Source organism: Candidatus Omnitrophota bacterium (assembly GCA_028716565.1).
In the GTDB taxonomy this organism is placed as follows: domain Bacteria; phylum Omnitrophota; class Gorgyraeia; order Pluralincolimonadales; family Pluralincolimonadaceae; genus Pluralincolimonas.
The window spans coordinates 1-22,183 of sequence record JAQUPL010000006.1 but is presented as its reverse complement, the minus strand read 5'-3'; the positions used below and the strand labels follow the sequence as shown (position 1 = coordinate 22,183).

Below are 22,183 nucleotides of genomic sequence, written 5' to 3'. Positions count from 1 at the left end.
GGTTTTAAGCCCGCGGGTGCGCCTTCGTATACGCGGACTTGAGCCTTTCGGTAGTTATATGGGTATAGATCTGGGTCGTCGAGAGGTTGGCGTGGCCAAGAAGCTCCTGCACGCTCCTCAAGTCGGCGCCGTGGTCGAGCATATGCGTAGCGAACGAATGGCGCAGGGTGTGCGGCGATATCTTTTGTTGTATGCTCGCCTTCGTTATATATTTATTTATTATCCTTCTTATCGACCTGTCGGTGAGCCTGCCGCCGTTCTTGTTGAAGAAGAGCGCCTTGTCCCGCACTTCCATGGAAGCGCGGGGCTTCGTATCCTTCGTGACCGGCCGCCTCGCCTTCAGATAATCCCTTATCGCCTGGAGCGCCCTCTCGCCTATCGGCACGATCCTCTCTTTTTTGCCCTTGCCGAACACTTTTATGATCCCGCCTATCTGGTCGATGTGGTCCATATTCAGGCCGACGAGCTCGCTCACCCTTATCCCGGTCGAATAGAGCGTCTCGAGTATCGCCCTGTCCCTGAGCCCCACCTCGCCCTCCCTGTCGGGCGATTCCAGGAGCAGGACTATCTCTTTTTCGTCCAGGAACTTCGGGAGGTGCTTGTCCCGCTTAGGCGTCGAAAGCGACGACGCCGGGTTGTTCTTTATTATCCCTTCCCTGAAGAGGAACTTGAAAAAAGACCTTATCGAGGCGATCTTGCGCGCGATAGAAACCTTCGACAGGTTCTGTTCCTTGACATGCGCCAGGTACCTGCGCAGCGAAACGTAATCGACCTTTTCTATCGGCTCTTCCTTAAGGAATTCACTCAATGATTTGAGGTCGACCGAATAGTTTATGAGGGTATGCTTCGAGGCGTTCCTCTCGATCTCAAGATATCTTATAAATTTCTCTACATATCTGTCTATCAAGGCTGCGGCTCCTGGGGCGGCTTCTCCCTGTCTGAGGACAGGGACTGCGCCCCTTCCTCTGATTGCTGGGGCTTGGGTTTATCCCCTGCGGGGGACTGCACCTCGCCTTCTTGCGAAGGCTTCGGCTTGTTCTCTACGTGGCGGCAGGTGGGGAAACGGGAACAGCCATAGAACGCGCCGCGGCGCGACCTGCGCTCTACGAGCTCGCCGTCGCATCCCGGCTCCGGGCACTTTATACCGGTCGTGACCAAAGGTTTGGCGTTCTTGCATTCTGGAAATCCTGAACAGCTCTTGAACCTGCCGCGCCTGCCCCACTTTATTATCATCTTCCGTCCGCACTTCTCGCAGACCTCATCGAGCTCCTCGACGTCTTTCTTGACGTCTTTCATCTCGACCTGGGCCTTTGAGAGCCACCGCGAAAAAGGCCCGTAGAAATCCTTGAGGGCTTGCGCCCACTCGACTTTGCCTTCTTCTATCTCATCGAGCTCTTCTTCCATCTTGGCGGTGAATTCCTCGTCAATAATGACCGGGAAGCTTTGGGTGAGAAGGTCATTGACGACCGTGCCCAATTCCGTAGGCCATAGCGCCGAGCCTTCTCGCCTGACGTAATTGCGGGCGACGACCGTCTCGATGGTGGGCGCGTAAGTGGAAGGGCGGCCGATGCCGTCTTCCTCGAGCGCTTTTACCAGCGAGGCGTCGGTAAATCTTGGCGGCGGTTTCGTGAAATGCCGGGTCGGGTCGAGTTTTATAAGGTCGACCGTATCGCCTATCGCGAGTTTCGGTATATATGCCTTCTTTTTGTCCTTCTCTTCCTCTTCATCGTCATACGCGGCCTTAAAGCCGGGGAATATTACAGTCGAGCCCGAAGCCCTGAACAGGCACTTTTCCGCCTCTATGTCTATGGATACGACAGACATGACCGCAGGCCTCATCTGGCTGGCGATGAATTTCGCCCATATCAATTTGTATAATTTATACTGGTCGGGCGTGAGATACTGCTTTATCGCGTCCGGCTCCCTGGCGGCCGAGGACGGCCGGATCGCCTCGTGGGCTTCTTGCGCGGCTTTTTTGGACTTATATACATTCGCTTCGGGAGGGAGATAATCCTTCCCGAACTTGTCTTTTATGTAGAACCTTGCTTCCTCTATCGCGGAGAACGCTACTTTTACCGAGTCGGTCCTCATGTAAGTGATGAGGCCAACGGTGCCCTCGGTCCCGATATCGAGGCCTTCGTAGAGTTGTTGGGCTATCTTCATCGTCTTCCCGGCCCTGTAATGCAGTTTATTGAAGGATTCCTGCTGCATCTTCGAGGTAGTGAAAGGGGCCTGAGGATTCAGCCTCTTCTCGGTTTCCTTTATATCCTTTACCGTATATTTCGCGCCTGAGAGCTCCGCAAGTATCTTATCCGAAGACGCTTTATCTTTAACCTCGGCCTTCGCGTCATTGATCTTATCCAGCTGCGCGAAAAAGGATTTCTTATCTTTTTTCTTCTTGAGTTCCGCTTCGAGTTCCCAATATTCAACCGCGACGAACGCCTGTATCTCGCGCTCGCGGTCGACGATGAGTTTCACCGCGACCGACTGGACCCTTCCCGCGCTCAATCCGCGCGTTATCTTCTTCCAGAGGAGCGGGCTTAAAGAGTAGCCGACTATCCTGTCGAGGACGCGACGGGCCTGCTGGGCATTTACCAGCTTGATATCTATCTCGGCGGGATTATCGAAAGCTTCGAGTATCGCCTTCTTCGTTATCTCGTGGAATACGACCCTCTTGACCTCTTTGTTCTTCCCGAGATACCCGGCCAGGTGCCAGCCTATCGCTTCGCCTTCGCGGTCAGGGTCGGTCGCGATATAAATGGTGTCTTTGTCCTTCGCTTCGGCCTTCAACTCGCTGAGCAATTTTTTCTTTTTAGCGATCACTTTATAGGTAGGCGTGAAATTATTCTCTATGTCAATGCCCATCTTTCGCATGGGCAGGTCGATGACGTGGCCCATGGATGAGCGGACGGTGTAACCTTTACCGAGGAATTTTTCTATCGTTTTGGCTTTTGCCGGCGACTCGACTATAACCAGGGCACCGCCCTTGCCGCCGCCTACAGGCAGGATTATCTCGACCTTGTCGCCTTCTTTAAGTTTCACGGAATCATATTTCGACCTGTCGAGTATATTGAGGTTCAATTCGACGGCCGCGTATTTCACGTCGGCCTTAAGGTCCGAGATGAGCCCGGCGACAGTAATGCCGTCATCGGCCTGGATATCTTTTCCGTTCACGCATATCTTTATCATCAACTTTTCCTTACGTACGATTTGCCGGGCAACTGCGCGATGATGCCTTTGATCTCGAGCTTGGTAAGGCTGTGCATAACTTCGGCGACGGGAAGCCCTGTCCCGTCCACTATCTCATCTATATTTACGGGTGTCCCGCTTAATCTCACGAATACATCCTCTTCCTGCCGGCCCAGCCCGCAGGGAATATGCTCCGGCTCTTCCGGCCTTTCCGCCTTCATATGGCCTCTGATGACATCGCCCAGTTCCTCGATGACATCATCGGCCGACTCGACGAGTCTGGCGCCCTGCCTTATCAGCATATTCGTCCCGGCCGCGGTCGCCGCGCGCGCCTGCCCGGGGACAGCGAACAGCTCCTTCCCCTGCTCCAGCGCGAAATCCGTTGTAATCAAGGCGCCTGAATTCTTCGCGGCCTCCACGACTACCACGCCCAGCGAAAGTCCGCTTATTATCCTGTTCCTTCTCGGGAAATTATCCTTATACGGTTCCATCGCCATCGGGAACTCCGAGACGACCGCGCCGTTCTTTGAGATCTCTTCGGCCAACCCCGTATGCTCTTCCGGATATATATTAGCGAGGCCGCTGCCGAGCACGGCTATGGTCCTGCCTTTGGCTTTCAGCGCGCCCTTATGTCCGGCCGCGTCTATGCCGCGCGCCAATCCTGAGACGACGGTCATGCCGCGCGCCGCCAATTCATAGCCCAGCCTCTCGGCGGTCTGCAGGCCGTAACGGCTCGCGCGCCTTGAGCCGACTATCCCTATCGAATACCTGTCCTCGGCTGTCAATTCCCCTTTTACGTAAAGAATGATCGGAGGGTCATAGATATCTTTCAGGTTCATCGGGTAATCTTTATCTAGACAAGAGATTACTTTGACGTTGCGTCTATCGATATATTTCAACTCGTCCCTGAGTATTTTATCTTTATCGCAACTTATTATCGCACTTGAAACCTTCGGGCCTATCTGGTCTACTTTCGCCAATTCGGCCTTCGCGGCGGAAAATATCTTTTCAACTGCTCCAAAATGCCGCATAAGATTGTTGAATCTGATAAAACCGATATCTGGAATACAATTTAAGACTATCAAAAGCTCTTTTTCGTTCATTAAGAGATCGCCCCATCTTCTTTAAGCAGGGATATTATTTTTTCCGCGACTTCATCGACGCTCAAGTTGTTTGTATCTATCCTGTGGTCAGCCTGAGCATAAAATTCCGCGCGTTTCGCTAACAGCTCGGAGATCTTTTCCTCGGGATCGCTTACATTGAGCAAAGGCCGGTGGGTGTGGCCTTTTGTTCTTTCCAGGATCTTTGTCGGCGATGCGTCAAGATAGAATAAGATGCCGTTAGATCTCAAATTAACGACATTTTCTTTGTCGATAACGGCGCCTCCGCCGGTGGCGGTAACCAGGCCCGTAAACAAGGAGGCCTTTTTCACAACCTCCCTTTCGGCTTTCCTGAAATACTGCTCACCTTTCTTGGTAAATATCTCGCTGATGGGCATACCTTCGCGCTCCTCGATCTTCTCATCGAGGTCAACGAATTTCCTCTTGAGTAATCTGGCAAGGGTCTTTCCGACCGCCGTCTTGCCTGCACCCATGAATCCGACTAATATTATGTTTTTCATCTTTTAAATATTTCTATGTTGAAATTTAAGTCTCGCTTGGCCTTATTTATTACTCGCTTCAACCAAACTCTACTGCGTCATAAACCGGCTCTGCGCAAGACATTAAATTTCAACTTCGACATATTTAAAATCCTTTCACTTGCTTTATGTATCCGTCGAAATTGCGCTTCATCTCGCCGAGGCTGTCGCCGCCGAACTTCTCGGCCATCGAGCAGGCCATGACGAACGCGAGCACCGCTTCCCCTACCACGGATACGGCATGCACCGCACATACGTCGTGCCTCTCGACCTGTGCCTCGGCCTTCTTCTTCGTCTTTATGTCTACGGTTTCCATCGGGGTCCCCAGCGTAGCGATAGGTTTCATCGCTATCTTTACTATTATGGGCTCGCCGTTGCTGATGCCGCCTTCTATCCCGCCCGCGTTATTGGACTTGTGCGAGAAACCGCCTTGTTTGTCCAGAATTATCTCATCGTGGACTTTCGATCCGGGGAGCCTCGCCGCGGCGAAACCGAGGCCTATCTCCACGCCCTTTATCGCCTGTATCGACATCATCGCGCCGGCGATCTTCGCGTCGAGCCGCCTGTCTGACTGGACATGGCTTCCAAGGCCGATAGGCACACCCGCGGCCGTTATCTCGCATATGCCGCCGATGGTATCGCCGGTCTTCGCGCATTCCTCGACTTTCTTCAACATACCCTTCTGGTTTACGGCGCCGCCTATCTCGATGACATGGCTGGCTATCCTTATGCCGAACTCCTCCAAAAGCATCTTGCAGATGGCCCCTACGGCGACGCGCATCGCCGTCTCGCGCGCGCTCGCCCTCTCCAATATGTCGCGGATGTCCTCCCTATCGTATTTTATTACCCCGGCCAGATCGGCGTGCCCGGGCCGCGGCCTTGTGACGGCCGGAAGGCTGTCTATCGAGGCATCCTTGTTCTCAATAGATAATGCGATAGGACTGCCGATAGCGATGCCTTTTCGCAGGCCGCCAAGTATCTGGACGGTATCCGACTCTATGGCCATCCTGGCCCCGCGCCCGAAACCGGACTGCCTGCGTTTGAGCTCGAGGTTTATCTGCCCTCTTTCTACCTTAAGGCCGGCCGGCATACCCTCGAGGATGCCGAGTAAAACCTTACCGTGAGATTCTCCAGCGGTCAAATATCTTAACATTTCACATCCCTCCTGTTTATAGTTGGCGCTCTAGCGACAACTATACGGGAAATAAAAAAAGTATGTCTTCCCTGAACATGACGCATACAAAAGCCGCAAGGACAAGGAACGGGCCGTATTGTATCGTGTCCTGCTTTTTCATTAATAATTTCGGGACGCCGACGATCGAACCGAATACCGGCGCGAGAAAGAAAGCCGCGACGGTGAGCTTCCATCCCAGGAAAGCCCCGATGAACATGAACAGCATCAGGTCCCCGCCGCCCATCGCCTCTTTCTTGTAAGCTATCTTCCCGAGCACGCCTATGAGGTAGAGCGAAACGAAACCGAAGACCATCCCGAAGAACGAATCGCCTAAGGCCCAGAGCCTCGAGGCCTCCCCTTGGAGCCTCGGGTACGCCGCGCTCAAGATCAGCCCTAAGACCGCCCCGGGTATGGTAAGTTCGTCGGGTATTATCCAGTGCTCTATATCTATGAACGATACTATTATCAGCACAGAAAAAAGCGCCGCGTATATCACGAAGTCTTGCGTAGCCTTGAACCGCCAGTAGACGGCAATAAACATCAGCGCTGTCAGCGCCTCGACCGCGAAATACCTGAAAGAGATCTTCGTCTTGCAATAGGCGCACCTGCCGCGGAGCATCAAATAGCTCACGAACGGGATGTTCAGGTACCACGGTATCGGCCTCCGGCATCCCGGGCAATGCGACGCGGGAAATACTATCGACTCGCCGCGCGGCATCCTGTATATGCAGACATTAAGAAAACTGCCGACGATTGAGCCGAATAAAAAAACGAAGACGTAGATTATCGCCGCCGTCATTATCTTATGGCTTTCTTTAGCGCTGCGCGCATCACCGGGACAGGCGCCTTCTTCCCGGTAAAGAATTCAAATGAAAGCACGCCCTGGTATAAAAGCATGCCCAGCCCGTTCGATACTTTTATCCCCCTCTTTTTGGCCTCTTTCAACAACGGCGTCGCCGGAGGGTTATATACGATATCGTAAACCGCCAAATCCTTATGCAGGGCCTTGGGGTTTACGATACACGGGTCGCCCTTATGCATTCCCACCGGGCTCGCGTTGACCAGCAGGTCCGAACCGAGGGCTTCCTCGTCTATGCGCGACCTAAGGAACGGGATATGCTTCGTCCCGCAGCGCGGGAAATCTTTTTTGGTCTTTGCCGCGAGCTCTTTCGCCCTCTTCTCTATCTGGTCGACAAAAGTGACGGACTTCGCGCCTTCCCTCGCGAGGACGAACGCGATAGCCTTCGCCGCGCCGCCGCAGCCGAACAACAAAACCGACCTGCCTTTGGGGTTTATCCTCAGGTCATTTTTCAGCGAACGGATGAACCCCTCCCCGTCCGTGTTATAGGCCTTGGCTTTCTCTTTCCTGAAGACTATCGTGTTCGCGGCGCCGATCCCCTTTACCTCAGGCGAAAGTTCGTCTACAAGGTGCAAGACCGCTTGTTTATGCGGTATCGTCACGTTGATACCCGAGACCCCAAGCGCCTTCAGGCTCCGGAACGCGGACTTAAGCGCGTGCGGCGGGACTTCGAACGGGATGTATACGGCATCTATCCCCAGAGAAGCGAATGCCGCATTTTGAAAATGCGGCGATAACGTGTGCTTGACCGGGAACCCTATTATCCCGAAGACCTCGGTCTTTCCGCTTATTTTTTTAGATCTCAATTTTCAATCTCTTGTTTTCCTTATGCAGCAATTTGTTCACCGCGTTGAGGTACGCCTTCGCGCTCGCCTCGATGACATCCGTGGAAGCCGATTTGCCTATCGCCTCCTTATCCTTCGAGCGCACGCGCACCGTGACCTCGCCCAACGCGTCCTTGCCCTTGGTCACCGCCTGTATCGAATAATCCATCATCTCGCCTTTGGTCCTGGTTATCTTGTCTATCGCCCTGCAGCAGGCGTCGACAGGGCCGTCTCCCCCGGCCCCGGCGGTCTTTACGCCGGCCTTAGAGCGGAGCTTCACTTCGGCGACAGGGGCGACATCCGTCCCCGCGGTCGTATGGAAAGAGATCAATTTCCACGTCTCGCTGAACCCGCCGGTCCCCTCTTCCATCAAGGTCTCGAGGTCCTCGTCATAGATGAACTTTTTCTTATCGGCCAATATCTTGAAACGCCCGAACGCCTTCTCCATCTCCTGCTCGCTCGAGGCGTATCCGAGCTTTTTGATCTTCTCGATAAAGGCGTGGCGGCCCGAGTGCTTGCCCAAGACGAGGCTGGAGGCGCTCAAACCTATCTCCCTCGGGCTCATTATCTCGTATGTCGTGCGCTTCTTCAATACGCCGTCCTGGTGTATGCCGGACTCGTGCGCGAACGCGTTCTGTCCGACTATCGCCTTGTTCGGCTGGACCAGGATGCCGGTCAATTTCGAGACGAGCCTGCTCGCCTTCGAGATCTCTTCTGTCACTATGCCCGTAGAGAAGTTTTTGAAGAAATCGTTCCTCGTCTTTATGATCATGACGATCTCTTCCATCGACGCGTTGCCGGCGCGCTCGCCGATGCCGTTTATCGTGCACTCCACCTGCCTTGCGCCGTTCTTTACCGCGGCGATAGAATTCGCGACGGCAAGCCCGAGGTCATTGTGGCAATGGACGCTTATCACCGCTCTGCCGATGTTCGGCACGTGGTTCTTTATGTCGCGTATCAAGGCGCCGAACTCCTCGGGTATCGCGTATCCGACCGTGTCGGGGATGTTTATCGTGGTCGCGCCGGCGATTATCACCTGCTCGATGACGCGGTAGAGAAAATCCTTCTCGCTCCGCGAGGCATCCTCGGGCGAGAACTCCACGTCATCGGTAAAGTTCCGGGCGTATTTCACCCCTTCTACGGCGAGCTTTACTATCTCGTCCCCTGCCTTGCGCAACTTATACTTCATGTGTATTTTCGACGTCGCCAGGAATACGTGTATCCTCTTATTCTTCGCGGGCTTGATGGCCGCGCCGGCCGCTTCGATGTCCTTCTTCATGCACCGGGCGAGGCCGCATATCACGGGCCCCTTTATCTGCCGCGCGATGGAGTTCACCGCGGCAAAATCGCCTGGCGAAGATACCGGGAAACCGGCCTCTATCACGTCCGCCTTGAGGCGGACGAGCTGCCTGGCGACCTCGAGCTTTTCATGGTCCTCGAGTGAGGCGCCGGGGCATTGTTCGCCGTCGCGCAACGTCGTGTCAAATATTATGATCTTTTCCATGGTTTCTGGTGCTTTGCACCACCTCGCTATTTTATCCAGGGCATCATCTTACGGAGTTTCTTGCCGACAACCTCTATAAGATGGTTTTCATCCCTCTTCATTAACTTGTCGAAGTTCTTCCTTCCCGCTTCGTTCTCTTCTATCCATTCCTTCGCGAACGCGCCGGACTGTATATCCTTTAGTATTTTCTTCATCTCGGCGCGCGCCGCGTCGGTCACTATCCTTTTGCCGCGCGTAAGGTCGCCGTACTTTGCGGTATCAGAGACACGCTGCCTCATACCTTGTATGCCCTGCGAATAGATCAGGTCGGTAATCAGCTTCAGCTCGTGCAGGCACTCGAAATAAGCGATCTCGGGCTGGTATCCCGCCTCGACCAGCGTATCGAAACCGGCCATGATGAGCTCGGTCACGCCGCCGCACAGGACTACCTGTTCGCCGAACAGGTCTGTCTCGACCTCTTCCTTGAACGTCGTCTCGATGACGCCTGCCCTCGTGCCGCCAATGCCTTTGGCGTAAGCGAGCGCCGTCTTCAGGGCGTTGCCGCTGTGGTCCTGATATATCGCGACCAGGCACGGGACGCCTTTGCCTTCCTCAAACTGGGTCCTTACAAGCGCGCCCGGCCCTTTAGGCGCTATCATAAAGACATCGACATTCTTCGGCGGGACTATCCCCCTGAAATGGATGTTGAAGCCGTGAGAAAAATTGAGCGCCTTCCCCTCGGTCAGGTGCTTCTCGACGAACGCCTTGTATATCTTCGCCTGGAGATGGTCCTGCGTAAGTATCTGGATCACGTGCGCCTCTTTCGAGGCCGTCTCGGCGGACATAGGCTTGAAGCCGTCCTTGACCGCCTGCTCGTAATTCGGCGTTCCCTCAAGTTCGGAGACTATGACCTCTACGCCGCTATCCCTCAGGTTCAGCGCCTGGGCGCGGCCCTGGTTACCGTATCCGACTATCGCTACTTTCTTCCCCTTCAAAAAGTTCAGGTCCGCGTCTTTGTCATAATATATCTTCAACATTTATTCCTCTTCCTCCTTTATTGTTTTTGGTTTTTCCTTGGACTCCGTCTCCATCGCTATCTTTCCCGTCCTGACGATCTCCTTGATGCCGAACTGCCTCAGGAGCTCGATAAGGTCATCTATGTGCGAGGTCTCGCCCACGGCCTCTACGGTTATCGTATGCAGGCCCAGGTCCGCGACGTTCGCTTTCATCGTCTCCGCGATCTCGATTATCTTAGTGCGGTCGTTCTGGGCGTGGATGCCGACTTTTATCAATATCAGTTCGCGGTCGATGAATTTCGTCTTCGTCAGGTCGGTGATCGTAATGACATCTATCAGCTTGTTCAGCTGCTTCTTTATCTGCTCGAGAGTGCGCTCGTCGCCCTCGGCGATTATCGTCATCCTCGAGACGCTCGGGTCCTCTGTCTCGCCGACAGCGAGCGAATCTATGTTGAATCCGCGCGCCGAGAAAAGCCCTGATATTCGCGCGAGGACTCCCGGGTGGTTCTCGACAAGCACCGATATTGTCTGTCTCATGCCATGCTCCCTATCATATCATCGAGGCGTTTACCGGCCGGGACCATCGGGTAAACATTCTCCTCCGGTTCGACTATAAAGTCCATGACGACGGTGTTCTTTGTCCGCATCGCCTTTTCTATCGCTGGACGGACCTCTTCTTTTTTGCTGATCCGTATCCCGACCGCGCCATACGCCTCGGCTATCTTGACAAAGTCCGGGTTCTCGAGCTTCGTGTGGGAATACCTCTTCCCGTAGAAGAGCTCCTGCCACTGGCGGACCATGCCGAGATACGAGTTGTTGAGTATCGCTATCTTGACGTCTATCTTATTGACGACCGCGGTCGCGAGTTCCTGTATATTCATCTGTATCGACCCGTCGCCGCTTATGACGAAGACTTCGGAACCGGGCTTGCCGACTTTCGCGCCGATACCGGCCGGAAAACCGTAGCCCATCGTCCCGAGCCCGCCGCTTGAGAGCAGCTCGCGCGGACGCATGAAATTATACCACTGCGCCGTCCACATCTGGTGCTGGCCGACGTCGGTGGCAATTATCGCCTCTCCATTCGTCGCCTCGCAGATCTGCTGTATGACATACTGCGGGCGAAGCTTATCATCTATTTTGTAATGGAGCGGGTGCTTCTGCTTCCACTCGAGGATCTTCTCGGTCCACTCCTTGTCGTGCGGCCTGTGGACTACCTTCAAAAACTCGTCCAGGACGCACTTGACGTCCCCGACTATCGGGACATCGACCGAGACGCTCTTCGATATTGCCGACGGGTCGATGTCTATATGGATCACCTTCGCGTGCGGGGCGAACTCGTCTATCTTGCCGGTGACGCGGTCGTCGAACCGCGCGCCTATCGCTATAAGCAGGTCGCAGTTCTGGACAGCGTGGTTCGCGTATCCGGTCCCGTGCATGCCGAGCATGCCGAGCGAGAGCTCGTGGTTGCCGGGGAACGAACCCAGGCCGAGCAAAGTCATCGTGACCGGGGAATTTATCTTCTCGGCAAACTCCTTCAATTCTTTCGCCGCGCCTGAGAGGATGACCCCGCCGCCCGCGTATATGACGGGACGTTTCGATTCCGAGACCATCTTGACCGCCCTTTTGATCTGCCCGGGATGCCCGCAATACGTCGGCTTGTAGCCGCGGACATTGATCTTCTCCGGATAATGGAACTCGGCCTCGGCCAACTGGACATCTGACGGCAAATCTATGAGGACAGGCCCGGGCCTTCCGGTCGAGGCGATATGGAACGCCTCCTTGACCGTCCGCGCGAGGTCCTTGACGTCCTTGACGAGGTAATTATGCTTGGTTATCGGGCGCGTGATGCCGATAATATCGGCCTCCTGGAACGCGTCGTTGCCGATCATGAAGGTCTTGACCTGTCCTGTTATCGCGACCATAGGTATCGAATCCATATACGCGGTCGCGATGCCTGTGACGAGGTTCGTCGCGCCCGGCCCGGATGTCGCTATACAGACGCCGGGTTTGCCGGTCGCGCGCGTATACCCGTCGGCTGCGTGCGCGGCAGCCTGCTCGTGCCTGACCAAATAAAACTTCAAGTCAGAGTGATATAAGGCGTCGAAGAGCGGCAATGCCTGCCCGCCCGGATAGCCGAATATCGCCCCGACATTCTCTTTTTTGAGCGATTCGACCAATATCTTCGCCCCGTTCATTTTAGTTGTCATTTAATTATTAACCTTTCATAACGGCGCCTGTGCCCGCAGATGTGACGAGTTTCGCGTAACGCGCGAGGTAGCCCTTCGTTATCTTCGGCTTATGCGCCTTGATTGATCTCATCCGTTTTGTCAATTCGGCCTTCGAGACCTTCAACTCGAGTTTCCTCTTGTTGATGTCGATCTCGATGGTATCGCCGTTCCTGATAGCGGCGATAGGCCCGCCCTCGGCCGCCTCAGGCGCTATATGCCCGATGCACGGCCCCTGTGTGCCGCCGGAGAATCTTCCGTCTGTGATCAAAGCGACTTTATCGGCTAATCCCATACCGACGATGGCCGCGGTCGGGGACAACATCTCCCTCATACCCGGCCCGCCCTTGGGGCCTTCATAGCGGATGACAACGCAGTCGCCTGCGGTTATCTTCTTCTCCATGATAGCCCTCATCGCGTCTTCCTCGGAATTAAAGCATTTCGCCTTGCCGGTGAAATGCTTTATCTTCTCCTGAACGGCGCTCTGCTTGACTACGGCACCGTCCGGGGCAATATTGCCCTTCAGGACGGCTATACCTCCTTCTCTATGATATGGCCTGTTCAACGGCCTGATGACCTCCTCGTCGTCTATGCGCGCGGCGTCGGCGATCTGGTAGATCGTCCTGCCGCTGACTGTCGGGAGGTTGCTCAATTCCGGTTTAAGCCTCTTCATGACAGCGGGTATACCTCCGGCAAACTCGAGGTCTTCCATGAAATATTTGCCCGAAGGCAGTATGTCCGAGATATGCGGCGTCTCCCGGCTTATCTTATCGAAGACATCGAGCGGCATTTTTATGCCCAGCTCATGCGCGATAGCCGTGACGTGTAAAACCGTGTTCGTCGACCCGCCGAGCGCCATATCGACGCGCAGCGCGTTCTCGATCGCCTTCGGAGTCAAGATCTTTTTGGGCGTTATACCCTTTTTGACAATCTCGACGATACACTCGCCGCTCAAATAAGCTATCCTCTCCCTCTTCGCCGATGCCGCGAGGGCCGTAGCCCCGCCCGGCATGGCGATACCGAGCGCCTCTGAGAGACAGCTCATAGTATTCGCGGTATAAAGGCCCTGGCAAGCGCCTGCGCCCGGGCAAGCGTTGCACTCGAGTTCTTCGAGCTCTTCTCTTGTAATCTCTCCGGCCCTGTGCCTTCCGACCGCCTCGAACGTATCCTTGACGAGCGAGAGGCGTTTTAACCCCGAACGGCCCGAAAGCATCGGCCCGCCGGTGACGACGATAGCCGGGATATTCATCCTGCACGCCGCCATCATCATTCCCGGGGTGATCTTATCGCAATTCGTAAGCAAAATAAGCCCATCCAAGGCGTGGGCTGTCGTGACCATCTCAACTGAATCTGCTATGAGTTCCCTCAACGGAAGCGAGCAATGCATGCCCAAATGGCCCATGGCGATGCCGTCGCAGATGGCGGGTATGCCGAAGACAAAGGCTGTGCCGCCGGCCGCGTAGATCCCGTGCTCTATCGAGCGCTCAAGCTCGCGTAAATGGACATGGCCGGGGACGAGGTCTGTAAAGCTGGAGGCTATGCCGATGAACGGCCGCTCCATCTCAGACTTCGTCATACCAGTGGCATACATAAGCGAACGACTTCCGACCTTCTCGAGGCCTTTCTTGACCCTATCGCTTCTTAACATGATATATCTCCTTGGATTACCTAGGGATACGAAACCCTATGGGTTGGCACAAAGGAAAGTTTAAGCCATTGTAAACCAGAATTATAGCATATCGACCGGATATGTCAATAATATTATAGGACGTCAAGCCGGGGGCCAAATACCATCCTTCACCCCTATAGACGTAAAATGGCGGGATTTTCTTTCATAAATTATTTGACGTATTTTGTGTCGTCAGGGCCGATAGCGTTAAGCTGGAGGACTACATCCCCCTCTTTGGCCACTGCGTAGTGCGGCATCTCGCCCGGCTCTGTAAAGAAGCTACCGGGAGGGAGTCTCTTTAGTTTCGACTCGTCGAACTTATCTCCGTAGCCAAAAAAGAAAGTTCCTGACAGGACGGTGACCATTCTTCCCTTATTCGGGTGCGAATGGGGTTTCAGGATGGTATTGGCGGGTATCCTGATGCGCTGGGTGTATGTCGCCGCGATGCTTGGGTCTCCTGCCAGGACCGCAGTCTGAAGGCCGTGCAGTTTGGGGTCTGTATTCCATATTATGTCGCCCGGCACAAGCCGTACAGCAGGCATGTTGGCATTATTCGCTCCGGTAAAATGGCAAACCGCGGCGCATGCCAGGATTATCACTGCGGATATAACGAGATATTTAAGATATTTCATATTGCTCCTTTATCTTAACCTCGGTAAAAATCGCCCCGTTTTTTTCTGATACTCAAGATACGTCTCCCCGAAAACTCCGATCATAAGTCTTTCTTCATATCTTACCACGTAATGCCATATCGGGTGCAAGAGTGCTGCCCACAAAACAAAAATGTAGCTGTTAAGGTAGACGGCTAATCCAAAATCAAATATCGATAAAAATGCGGCGTAGAGCGGATGGCGGACATACTTAAACGCTCCGGTAGTGCAAAACTTGTTGCCCCTATCAGCCGTGGGCAATGACTTAACACTCCAGACGATTAACACCAGCGTCATTAAAATCGAAACTAAGAATACTGAATTCAGAAGAAGCTGATTATTTGATATTGGAGGAAGATCGATCCGTTTGTTGAGCCAATTAGCAACGAAGAGCAGTACAAGGCTGATCAGTAATCCGGCGGGACCACTGCCGAAGACCTTGCTTAACCTTGTGGGTTGCTTGTCCATCCGGGCAATCTCATTTGAGTTTTTCCGTTCGTATGAGTTCTTCCTTTTCTCGGTGACCGCCACTTTCCTTGCCGTCTTGGCTAACCCATGTGATCCAATTCTCATCGCGATAGAAATTGACCACGATTGGTCGTCTAAGGCTTCGCTCTTTCTGATACTGGCGCAGAAGATCGAGAATCTCATCCTGACGTTGCTTGTCCGTGACCGTATAAACAATGACACGGTGAGGCGTTGGTCCGAATATGCCGCCGCCGCCACCCGGGCTGCAGAATACCGGTGAACCATCCGGCCTCGACTTTGATTTCTCAGCGAAGACGAAATGATCAGCCACATACCGGGCAATCGCTCCGGCTTCTCCTGCGTCCGATGCGGTTGGTATCCCGTACATAAAAATTCCCGGAATCATTCCGTGCGACCACCACATCACTGCGCCAAACGCAGCAAGGATGACTACGATGACAAGAACTGCTCTTTTCACGCTTACCCCTAACGTTTAAACTCAGCGGCTGCCCCAATTGGTCCTGATTTGCTTGTAATTAAATATATATAGTAACGTCAATATGCCCGCCGGCAGTATGCCAAATATCGCGCCCGCGTATACAACCAGGATCGTAGCCGGTGAATCTATATAAAGCGGATGATTAGTAAAGAAAGCGTAATTATTTAAGAAGAAACTTACTATTGCTTGCCAGCCCATTGTCAACCAATACAGGGTCATTAAAAATATTGATGCTATCCAGGCATACTTGCGATTTAAGATTATCCCCCTTGTTGAAAATACGAACGATAAGGCAAACAAAGGTACTATGATCTTAACTATGGAAAAAAGCGGATGTAATACTACTATGAAGGAAATGAGGATTAATTGTATCGTCCAAATTACTTGGACTATCCTAAGCAGCGATATTCCGGCATTATCCTTCATTTCTTCTCTCACGTTTGAGCTCAGCGGCGGCGACCCTAAAACAGGATGCCAGCGCCGTCCGCTGGAGTGAAATGTTAGGCACTTTTTTGTTTCTTTAATATTTCTTCGGCAGTATGGAAACGTACCTTTTTGTTTCTCTCTTTTTCTTCATACTTCGCAATAATTTTTCTATCGATCAGGGTTTCGCGCAGTTCAATTAGCGCATCCTTTTTCCTGTACGCAATCGCTTCCGATACGGCACGGAATTCGTTCTCCGAGACAGGATTATAAACCCCGGCCAATAAATCTTTTTCTATTATTCTTTCTTCTGAAGTCAGTTTAATCTTTTCCATTTTATCGATATACATCTTTACGATGGCCTAAATCTAAAATGATAACCATCAACTTTGAGTGATAAACTTCGTATATAATCCTATAGTTTCCCATTCTGTGAGAATACAAGCCCGAGAGCTTACCATGAAGCTTCTTCCCCTGTTCAGGAACTTTCGCTATATCGTTAAATGCGTTTATAAATCTTTGGTATAGTGTCTTGTCGGAATGGTATACTTTCTTTAGATCCTTTTCGACCTGCCTGGCAAATTCTAGACTATACACGCTCAATCCGACGCCTTAATTCTGCAAGTGTGACGGTTTTTCCGGATTCCGCTTCTTTCCTTGCTTTTTTTATGCGTCTTAAGGCAGTTTTGTCGGAAAGGATCTCTATTGTTTCGATAAGCCCTTCATAATCTTCCGGATTAATGAGCATCATGACGGGATTGCCGCGTTTTGTGACAATATAGCGGTCATATTTAGACGCTATGGCATTAGCTACTTTAGGTAATCCGGGACGTAAGGCTTTCAATGTAATAGTATGGGTCATTGTCTTACCCTCCTTTATCAAAGGTAAGTATACACATTAATGTATACTATGTCAAGATATATTTTATTGGCCTAACGTCTGAACTCAGCGGCTGTGCCCTGCTAACAGACGGCTAGCAAAGTCCGCTGGAGTGAATTGTTAGGTTTCATTATTTTGTTTCCTGGGTAGAAAGAACCCGCATAAGTGCTTCGAATGCCGCTTCGCCAATTTTCTTCCCAGCCTTAATGCTTTCATGATATGTGAATATCGCCGAAATAAGATACAAACTCGCTATTAAAATTATGATTTTTGGCATTTTAGCATACCGAACCCAAAGATATATTCCTAAAATACTAGAAAGAGAAAGGGCAATTATCATAGGAATTTGTCCAAATTCAAAATATACATAAATTCCTAGGAAAAAAATTACTAAAACCGTACCAAGAATTATAGATAACCTTATTATCCAGATCATTTTCGTTATTTAATTTTTCAACCTAACGGGTGAACTCAGCGGCTGGCACTTTAAAACAGGACGCTGGGACAGTCCGCTGGAGTGAAATGTTATGTGCCATTATTTGTTTTAACGGGGAATCTCTTCCTAAGTTCATCTAATTTCGTTTGATATGTCTTTGCTTTTATGTTGATAACTCTTGATATTTCTTCCGGCGCTCTCTCCTTAAAGAATTCCGCCCAAAACAAACCAAATATCATGAAATAGCTGAATAAAATCTTAATAAGCCACTTTTTATAACTATCATCTGTTTCTTCATAGTCAAAATAATTTGCCTCTAGAGTCATCTTTTCTTTGTCTTCTACGTACCTTCCCAGAACATCAAGGGCATCAGAATGCTCAAAGATGCTGCAGAATTCATGAATCTCTATTAATTCTTTTGCAAGAGGGAAATCAGTTATATTCTTTTTTATCGTTGCCTTAATATTTCTAAAAATAGCATCCCATTCTGCCTCTTCTTCTGAGCCCAGTTTAATGTTTGCCTTATATACGTTTTCTTTATCTGGATTTTTCAATAAATAATAAGCAGTAAATGTGCTATCAATCGCCGATCTAAGATTGCAAAAAGATTTGCCTTTATGAAGGCGAAGAAAATTTGTCATACTTAAATATAATTCTCGATGAACGTTAAGAAATAGAAAAGCGGGGATTTTATGTTCTTTTTTATCAACTTTAATCTTTAGAGCTTCTTTGTATAATATATCTAGATTATGGATTAGAAAGAAATATTCGCCTAGATTTACAGAGCTCTTAATTTGATTTTCTTGTTCTATTCCTAAAAAATGAATGAAATCACGTATATTTTCTGCCATATTTCCGTTCTATTTTTCTCACATAATGTTTCGGGTTACTTCAAGTTTGCCGTAATGAAACAAGGGCAAATTTTAATAAGTGAACTAAAAATATTTCAACACTTTTTCAATAAGTAAGATATATCCGATACTTAATATCACTGGGTACGCTAAATCTATTAAGTACCAAACGGTAAATAACGTTAACACAATAACATTATTTGTTTTAGGTACGATTTGATGTTTTTTGACTTCTATCCAGAAGGTTGGAATTGACGCAAATGATATTATAAATATTCCCGGAATGACAAGAAGAAGGGTAGAAAAACTTACTAGGTTTGATCGATAAATATTATAAATAACCCCTGAAATAAGCCACAGAAAGATATTGGCTTTGGAATGATTACTAGCCATTTGATTATATTTTGTTTTATCGAGACCACATATTGTATTTTCCATAGTATTATTTTTAAATTTTTGTTAGCTCACTGATCAAATAGCTCGTGTTATGTTGTATACGAATATTTGGAATTACCTCACATAACGTCTGAACTCAGCGGCTGGCACCTTAAAACAGACGGCCGGGACAGTCCGCTGAAGTGAAATGTTATGAGCCTTTCTTAATCTTATTTTTCTTTAATTTATAAATCTGTATTTCTTTCGGAATACTGCTCAATTTATCAAATTCATTCTGTGTCATGTTTTTATATGATTTGGTTTTCGCTCTCCGCGCATTCCACGCTATATTAAGATGGCGATATATATGTTCTAGTAATATTTGATACTCAGGTTCTGCCGAATAATCTTTTCTTTTTATTCGTTCCTCAATTTCCTCAATTTGCTCACGGGCATCTTTCAGATCGCTATTTATTATCTTCCAATTCATTTTATCATCTCATAACGTTTGAACTCGGCGGCTGGCACCTTAAAACAGACGGCTGGGACAGTCCGCTGGAGTGAATTGTTATGAGCCTTTATATTTGCCTTTTTTCTCACGATGATTTTGCTTAACAATTCTAGTATATCTTTTCGGAGGATACTTTTTATCGTAATTTCCAAATCCACGCCCTTTTATAAAAGCACCACAGAAAGGACAATAATATAAGTGTGCAAATCCATCTATCGCCCAGTCTGTTTCATCGATTTCATGGGTATGTTCATAAATATATTGTATCAAGCCCTCATTATAGAATTCCTTAAACCTTTCGCAGCAGAAAGTCAGGATTTTATTATTAATTATTTTTCTCATAACAATTATTAGACCTTTTTATATTTGTTCTTAATGTTCATTCCGATTCCTATTAATATACATGCAACTCCGCCTGATAAACAAAGCCAATAGCCCTTATTATGTAATGCGGTTCCAATTTTATCTTCCACGTATATTTTTTGCTCATTTTTCACAATTTGTTGTCCGCTTGAATCAAGCATTGGCTTCATAAGAATTCCATTGTATAAGAATTGGGGACTTAATAAAATTAGAAGTATTCCCGCTATTATGATTGTCCATCCATTTTTCATTTTATAATCTTTCAGTTTAACGCTTGAACTCAGCGGCGGCGACCCTATTAAACACGCTGGCGCTGTCCGCTGGAGTGAATTGTTAGGCTTTAATTATTAATGAAAAATCGCCTCATCGAAATCATTTTTGTTTAGAACGTGCCCCTTAGTAATTGTATAGATTAAAAGATCTGAGAGTAATACAAAAGATTTGCTCAAAGCTTTGGAAATATTTTCTTCAGATAATTTTTCTCCATGAACAACTTTGCTACGCAGGCTGTAAAGATTTTTTATTTCGTCAAATTTTTCGCGCCTTAATGGGCCACGCGGAGATAGAAGGCAAGCAGAAATAAGAGAAATACGATAAATCAATTCAGATGTAATACCAAATATTGCCTCAATTCCCGACCATAATCTAGAAACCGCGGATCGTGCATCTTTTGCAAATCTCCAATCAGTAGCAGCTTCTAAAGCAAAACGAAACGACTCGCTCTCGGACGCAAGACGGTTAAAGGTATTATAATACTTTCTTATCCATGAAATGTCTTCTTCTGATGGCATGCCTACCTTTGCGTTTGAATGAGTTAAAATTTCCAAATGAAAATCTAAAAGATTGCCTTCAAAGCTTGGCAAATCCTTCTTTGGTCGAAAAACAGCTGATTCAACCCCCTCTGCTTTTATTTGTTTTCTAAACGATTCTGCCGATTTTGGTTGATGTCCTGCAATATAATTCCAAGTGTAGGAACTACAAGCTACGCAGATATGTCGCGTGTAGCCTTTCAAAACCAAAAGCGTAGAAGCTAACCAAGCACAATTTAGAGTGTCATATCCTGGTAATATGTCGGAATCTTTAGCGCTCTCGATTTCAACCGTCAGAGCTGGAGCAATTGGTTCTAAAACAGACCAGCCATGAAAACCAACAGCACCAGCAGAAGCTAAATCAAAGACTGTGATAGGAGATTTAATGGGAACAAGCGTAATGCCGGGGGTTAAAGTTAAAGGCTTAGTTGGTCTAGGAAATCCTGCGATTAAAATGTACCAATTTTTGTTTGATTCGGATATTTTATTTGTTTTTGTCATTTGATTATTATTAATTTATAACGCCTAACATTTGAACTCAGCGGCGGTGCCCTTTAAAACAGGTGGCTGGCGCAGTCCGCTGGAGTGAATTGTTAGGCATCTTTGTAATATTTTCTAAGTACCATTATCAAATCCAGAACGTCTCCTTTGCATCCACTTGCCGAAAAATCTAATGGACCTGCCCCAATAACCCTGCCTACCTCATCGCAATACTGTTGAAGATTGGCAATAAAATCGCTCAACGATTTTTCATCATGATCGCCAAGCGTAATCCCACTCGCGGCATTATCTCGATCAAAATGAGCTATTCTTTTGTTTCTAGCTGGTTTAATTAAATCACCATAGGCCAATATTTGACTTGATAGCTTTTTGATTTGATCCGTTAGTAAATTTTCTTTACTCAGTTGAGTATTCAACAATTCTATTGATATTGTTTCATATGTAACCCCTTTTATTTTTATTGTCGACGAATCCATTATCTTGCATACCTGTAACAGCCAATCTCTATGCATTATTTCAGCTATATCATTAAAAAAGGTGGGGGCGGTTTTAGTTAACAACTCATCTACCCCAGAAAAAAACAACTGGTTATAGGTATTGTAATCTCGTCGAATTATAATGCAGTGGTCTCGAAACATGCAAAAATCGTCAATCAGTTTTTGTGATGCCATAATTTTTCACCTAACGTTTGAACTCAGCGGCTTTGCCCTTCACCGAATTAAGTCTACTTTCATTGTAATTATTTCATGATTATTTTGTTAAGCTTATGTCAGAAAGAACCACGCAGCTACTAGGATGAGTCCACACACATCGCCGACCACTGTGCTCCATGGGTTCCCGATTTCATTCACCAGTAACTGCTTCCCTGAAGCCTGGAAATTTGCTCGCATTTGAGCACGATTCTTCGCCTGCCGAAAGTCCTTAGGGATAGAAATGGTCACTAGTAACACGGATGCGAGAAATGGTACGAACGTAAATGATCCGGGTCCCACGACCCACCCAAAGACATACCATCCAAATGCCACTGCAACAATGACTCCTCCGACACATCCTATAAAACCAGCGATTGTGGAACGGAGCCAAACTGATGTTCGGCTGAGTATAAAAGCTATTGGCCCGCCGGTAGCAATCGCTCCCACCCTTGACGCTAAAAAGGATAAAGGTACTACTAAAATATATGCGATTATCGTTTTCATACTTTATCTTTATTTAGCCTAACATATAATATACGAATTCGTAGTTTATGGGTCTTCGTACTGCCTAAACGGAAGTATACCATTTTCGCCTGACTTTACAACACAATTTTTGTTGACAGATTTCGCCTTTGGCCTATAATAGC

23 protein-coding genes are annotated in these 22,183 nt (G+C 49.1%); all 23 read right to left on the bottom strand.

Annotation, left to right across the window (positions count from 1 at the left end):
• Positions 1-4: 4 nt before the first annotated feature.
• Complete coding sequence (gene xerC / locus PHO67_06490) at positions 5-904, bottom strand: tyrosine recombinase XerC (protein MDD5546783.1); 900 nt, start codon at positions 902-904, stop codon at positions 5-7.
• Positions 904-3,189, bottom strand: a complete 2,286-nt coding sequence (gene topA, locus PHO67_06485; GenBank protein ID MDD5546782.1) for a type I DNA topoisomerase — start codon at positions 3,187-3,189, stop codon at positions 904-906. Before topA ends, xerC begins: the two co-directional genes overlap by 1 nt.
• Positions 3,189-4,292, bottom strand: a complete 1,104-nt coding sequence (dprA, locus tag PHO67_06480) for a DNA-processing protein DprA (protein MDD5546781.1) — start codon at positions 4,290-4,292, stop codon at positions 3,189-3,191. The genes topA and dprA overlap by 1 nt, the downstream gene beginning before the upstream one ends.
• A complete protein-coding gene (locus PHO67_06475) occupies positions 4,292-4,810 on the bottom strand; it encodes a shikimate kinase (GenBank protein ID MDD5546780.1) in 519 nt (172 codons plus the stop codon). Before PHO67_06475 ends, dprA begins: the two co-directional genes overlap by 1 nt.
• A gap of 124 nt (positions 4,811-4,934) precedes the next feature.
• On the bottom strand, positions 4,935-5,981 hold the full coding sequence (locus PHO67_06470; GenBank protein ID MDD5546779.1) for a chorismate synthase: 1,047 nt from the start codon (positions 5,979-5,981) through the stop codon (positions 4,935-4,937).
• Positions 5,982-6,021: 40 nt separating this feature from the next.
• Positions 6,022-6,801, bottom strand: a complete 780-nt coding sequence (locus PHO67_06465; GenBank protein ID MDD5546778.1) for a prepilin peptidase — start codon at positions 6,799-6,801, stop codon at positions 6,022-6,024.
• The gene (locus tag PHO67_06460; protein MDD5546777.1) at positions 6,801-7,667 is read right to left on the bottom strand and encodes a shikimate dehydrogenase; all 867 of its coding nucleotides are present in this window, start codon (positions 7,665-7,667) and stop codon (positions 6,801-6,803) included. Before PHO67_06460 ends, PHO67_06465 begins: the two co-directional genes overlap by 1 nt.
• Complete coding sequence (locus PHO67_06455) at positions 7,657-9,189, bottom strand: 2-isopropylmalate synthase (protein ID MDD5546776.1); 1,533 nt, start codon at positions 9,187-9,189, stop codon at positions 7,657-7,659. The genes PHO67_06460 and PHO67_06455 overlap by 11 nt, the downstream gene beginning before the upstream one ends.
• 26 nt (positions 9,190-9,215) lie before the next feature.
• Positions 9,216-10,205: a ketol-acid reductoisomerase gene (gene ilvC, locus PHO67_06450; protein ID MDD5546775.1), complete on the bottom strand. Its 990-nt coding sequence runs from the start codon at positions 10,203-10,205 to the stop codon at positions 9,216-9,218.
• A complete protein-coding gene (gene ilvN / locus PHO67_06445; GenBank protein MDD5546774.1) occupies positions 10,206-10,721 on the bottom strand; it encodes an acetolactate synthase small subunit in 516 nt (171 codons plus the stop codon).
• Positions 10,718-12,391, bottom strand: coding sequence for a biosynthetic-type acetolactate synthase large subunit (ilvB, locus tag PHO67_06440; protein MDD5546773.1), 1,674 nt, complete (start codon positions 12,389-12,391; stop codon positions 10,718-10,720). Before ilvB ends, ilvN begins: the two co-directional genes overlap by 4 nt.
• A gap of 7 nt (positions 12,392-12,398) precedes the next feature.
• Complete coding sequence (ilvD, locus tag PHO67_06435; GenBank protein ID MDD5546772.1) at positions 12,399-14,057, bottom strand: dihydroxy-acid dehydratase; 1,659 nt, start codon at positions 14,055-14,057, stop codon at positions 12,399-12,401.
• A gap of 191 nt (positions 14,058-14,248) precedes the next feature.
• Positions 14,249-14,710 (bottom strand): cupin domain-containing protein, encoded by a 462-nt coding sequence (locus PHO67_06430; GenBank protein ID MDD5546771.1) that lies wholly within the window; start codon positions 14,708-14,710, stop codon positions 14,249-14,251.
• A gap of 9 nt (positions 14,711-14,719) precedes the next feature.
• Entirely contained in the window at positions 14,720-15,196 is a 477-nt protein-coding gene (locus PHO67_06425) for an isoprenylcysteine carboxylmethyltransferase family protein (protein ID MDD5546770.1), read from the bottom strand.
• Positions 15,197-15,206: 10 nt separating this feature from the next.
• Positions 15,207-15,674, bottom strand: a complete 468-nt coding sequence (locus PHO67_06420) for a hypothetical protein (protein MDD5546769.1) — start codon at positions 15,672-15,674, stop codon at positions 15,207-15,209.
• Between the two features lie 521 nt (positions 15,675-16,195).
• Complete coding sequence (locus PHO67_06415; GenBank protein ID MDD5546768.1) at positions 16,196-16,453, bottom strand: hypothetical protein; 258 nt, start codon at positions 16,451-16,453, stop codon at positions 16,196-16,198.
• 254 nt (positions 16,454-16,707) lie between these two features.
• Positions 16,708-16,980, bottom strand: a complete 273-nt coding sequence (locus tag PHO67_06410; GenBank protein MDD5546767.1) for a type II toxin-antitoxin system Phd/YefM family antitoxin — start codon at positions 16,978-16,980, stop codon at positions 16,708-16,710.
• A 543-nt stretch (positions 16,981-17,523) separates the two neighbouring features.
• On the bottom strand, positions 17,524-18,285 hold the full coding sequence (locus tag PHO67_06405; protein ID MDD5546766.1) for a hypothetical protein: 762 nt from the start codon (positions 18,283-18,285) through the stop codon (positions 17,524-17,526).
• Positions 18,286-18,871: 586 nt separating this feature from the next.
• Positions 18,872-19,150: a hypothetical protein gene (locus PHO67_06400; protein MDD5546765.1), complete on the bottom strand. Its 279-nt coding sequence runs from the start codon at positions 19,148-19,150 to the stop codon at positions 18,872-18,874.
• 78 nt (positions 19,151-19,228) lie between these two features.
• Positions 19,229-19,513, bottom strand: coding sequence for a hypothetical protein (locus tag PHO67_06395; protein ID MDD5546764.1), 285 nt, complete (start codon positions 19,511-19,513; stop codon positions 19,229-19,231).
• Positions 19,514-19,521: 8 nt separating this feature from the next.
• Positions 19,522-19,785, bottom strand: coding sequence for a hypothetical protein (locus tag PHO67_06390; protein ID MDD5546763.1), 264 nt, complete (start codon positions 19,783-19,785; stop codon positions 19,522-19,524).
• Positions 19,786-19,881: 96 nt separating this feature from the next.
• On the bottom strand, positions 19,882-20,844 hold the full coding sequence (locus tag PHO67_06385; GenBank protein ID MDD5546762.1) for a HEPN domain-containing protein: 963 nt from the start codon (positions 20,842-20,844) through the stop codon (positions 19,882-19,884).
• Positions 20,845-20,936: 92 nt separating this feature from the next.
• Complete coding sequence (locus PHO67_06380) at positions 20,937-21,515, bottom strand: hypothetical protein (GenBank protein ID MDD5546761.1); 579 nt, start codon at positions 21,513-21,515, stop codon at positions 20,937-20,939.
• Positions 21,516-22,183 lie beyond the last annotated feature (668 nt).

Coding starts and splice junctions, on each gene's coding strand:
- topA (MDD5546782.1), bottom strand. CDS start 3,189: ATGATAAAGATATGCGTGAACGGAAAAGATATCCAGGCCGATGACGGC.
- dprA (MDD5546781.1), bottom strand. CDS start 4,292: ATGAACGAAAAAGAGCTTTTGATAGTCTTAAATTGTATTCCAGATATC.
- PHO67_06475 (MDD5546780.1), bottom strand. CDS start 4,810: ATGAAAAACATAATATTAGTCGGATTCATGGGTGCAGGCAAGACGGCG.
- PHO67_06470 (MDD5546779.1), bottom strand. CDS start 5,981: ATGTTAAGATATTTGACCGCTGGAGAATCTCACGGTAAGGTTTTACTC.
- PHO67_06465 (MDD5546778.1), bottom strand. CDS start 6,801: ATGACGGCGGCGATAATCTACGTCTTCGTTTTTTTATTCGGCTCAATC.
- PHO67_06455 (MDD5546776.1), bottom strand. CDS start 9,189: ATGGAAAAGATCATAATATTTGACACGACGTTGCGCGACGGCGAACAA.
- ilvC (MDD5546775.1), bottom strand. CDS start 10,205: ATGTTGAAGATATATTATGACAAAGACGCGGACCTGAACTTTTTGAAG.
- ilvN (MDD5546774.1), bottom strand. CDS start 10,721: ATGAGACAGACAATATCGGTGCTTGTCGAGAACCACCCGGGAGTCCTC.
- ilvB (MDD5546773.1), bottom strand. CDS start 12,391: ATGACAACTAAAATGAACGGGGCGAAGATATTGGTCGAATCGCTCAAA.
- ilvD (MDD5546772.1), bottom strand. CDS start 14,057: ATGTTAAGAAGCGATAGGGTCAAGAAAGGCCTCGAGAAGGTCGGAAGT.
- PHO67_06430 (MDD5546771.1), bottom strand. CDS start 14,710: ATGAAATATCTTAAATATCTCGTTATATCCGCAGTGATAATCCTGGCA.
- PHO67_06425 (MDD5546770.1), bottom strand. CDS start 15,196: ATGGACAAGCAACCCACAAGGTTAAGCAAGGTCTTCGGCAGTGGTCCC.
- PHO67_06415 (MDD5546768.1), bottom strand. CDS start 16,453: ATGGAAAAGATTAAACTGACTTCAGAAGAAAGAATAATAGAAAAAGAT.
- PHO67_06410 (MDD5546767.1), bottom strand. CDS start 16,980: ATGACCCATACTATTACATTGAAAGCCTTACGTCCCGGATTACCTAAA.
- PHO67_06405 (MDD5546766.1), bottom strand. CDS start 18,285: ATGGCAGAAAATATACGTGATTTCATTCATTTTTTAGGAATAGAACAA.
- PHO67_06400 (MDD5546765.1), bottom strand. CDS start 19,150: ATGAATTGGAAGATAATAAATAGCGATCTGAAAGATGCCCGTGAGCAA.
- PHO67_06395 (MDD5546764.1), bottom strand. CDS start 19,513: ATGAGAAAAATAATTAATAATAAAATCCTGACTTTCTGCTGCGAAAGG.
- PHO67_06390 (MDD5546763.1), bottom strand. CDS start 19,785: ATGAAAAATGGATGGACAATCATAATAGCGGGAATACTTCTAATTTTA.
- PHO67_06385 (MDD5546762.1), bottom strand. CDS start 20,844: ATGACAAAAACAAATAAAATATCCGAATCAAACAAAAATTGGTACATT.
- PHO67_06380 (MDD5546761.1), bottom strand. CDS start 21,515: ATGGCATCACAAAAACTGATTGACGATTTTTGCATGTTTCGAGACCAC.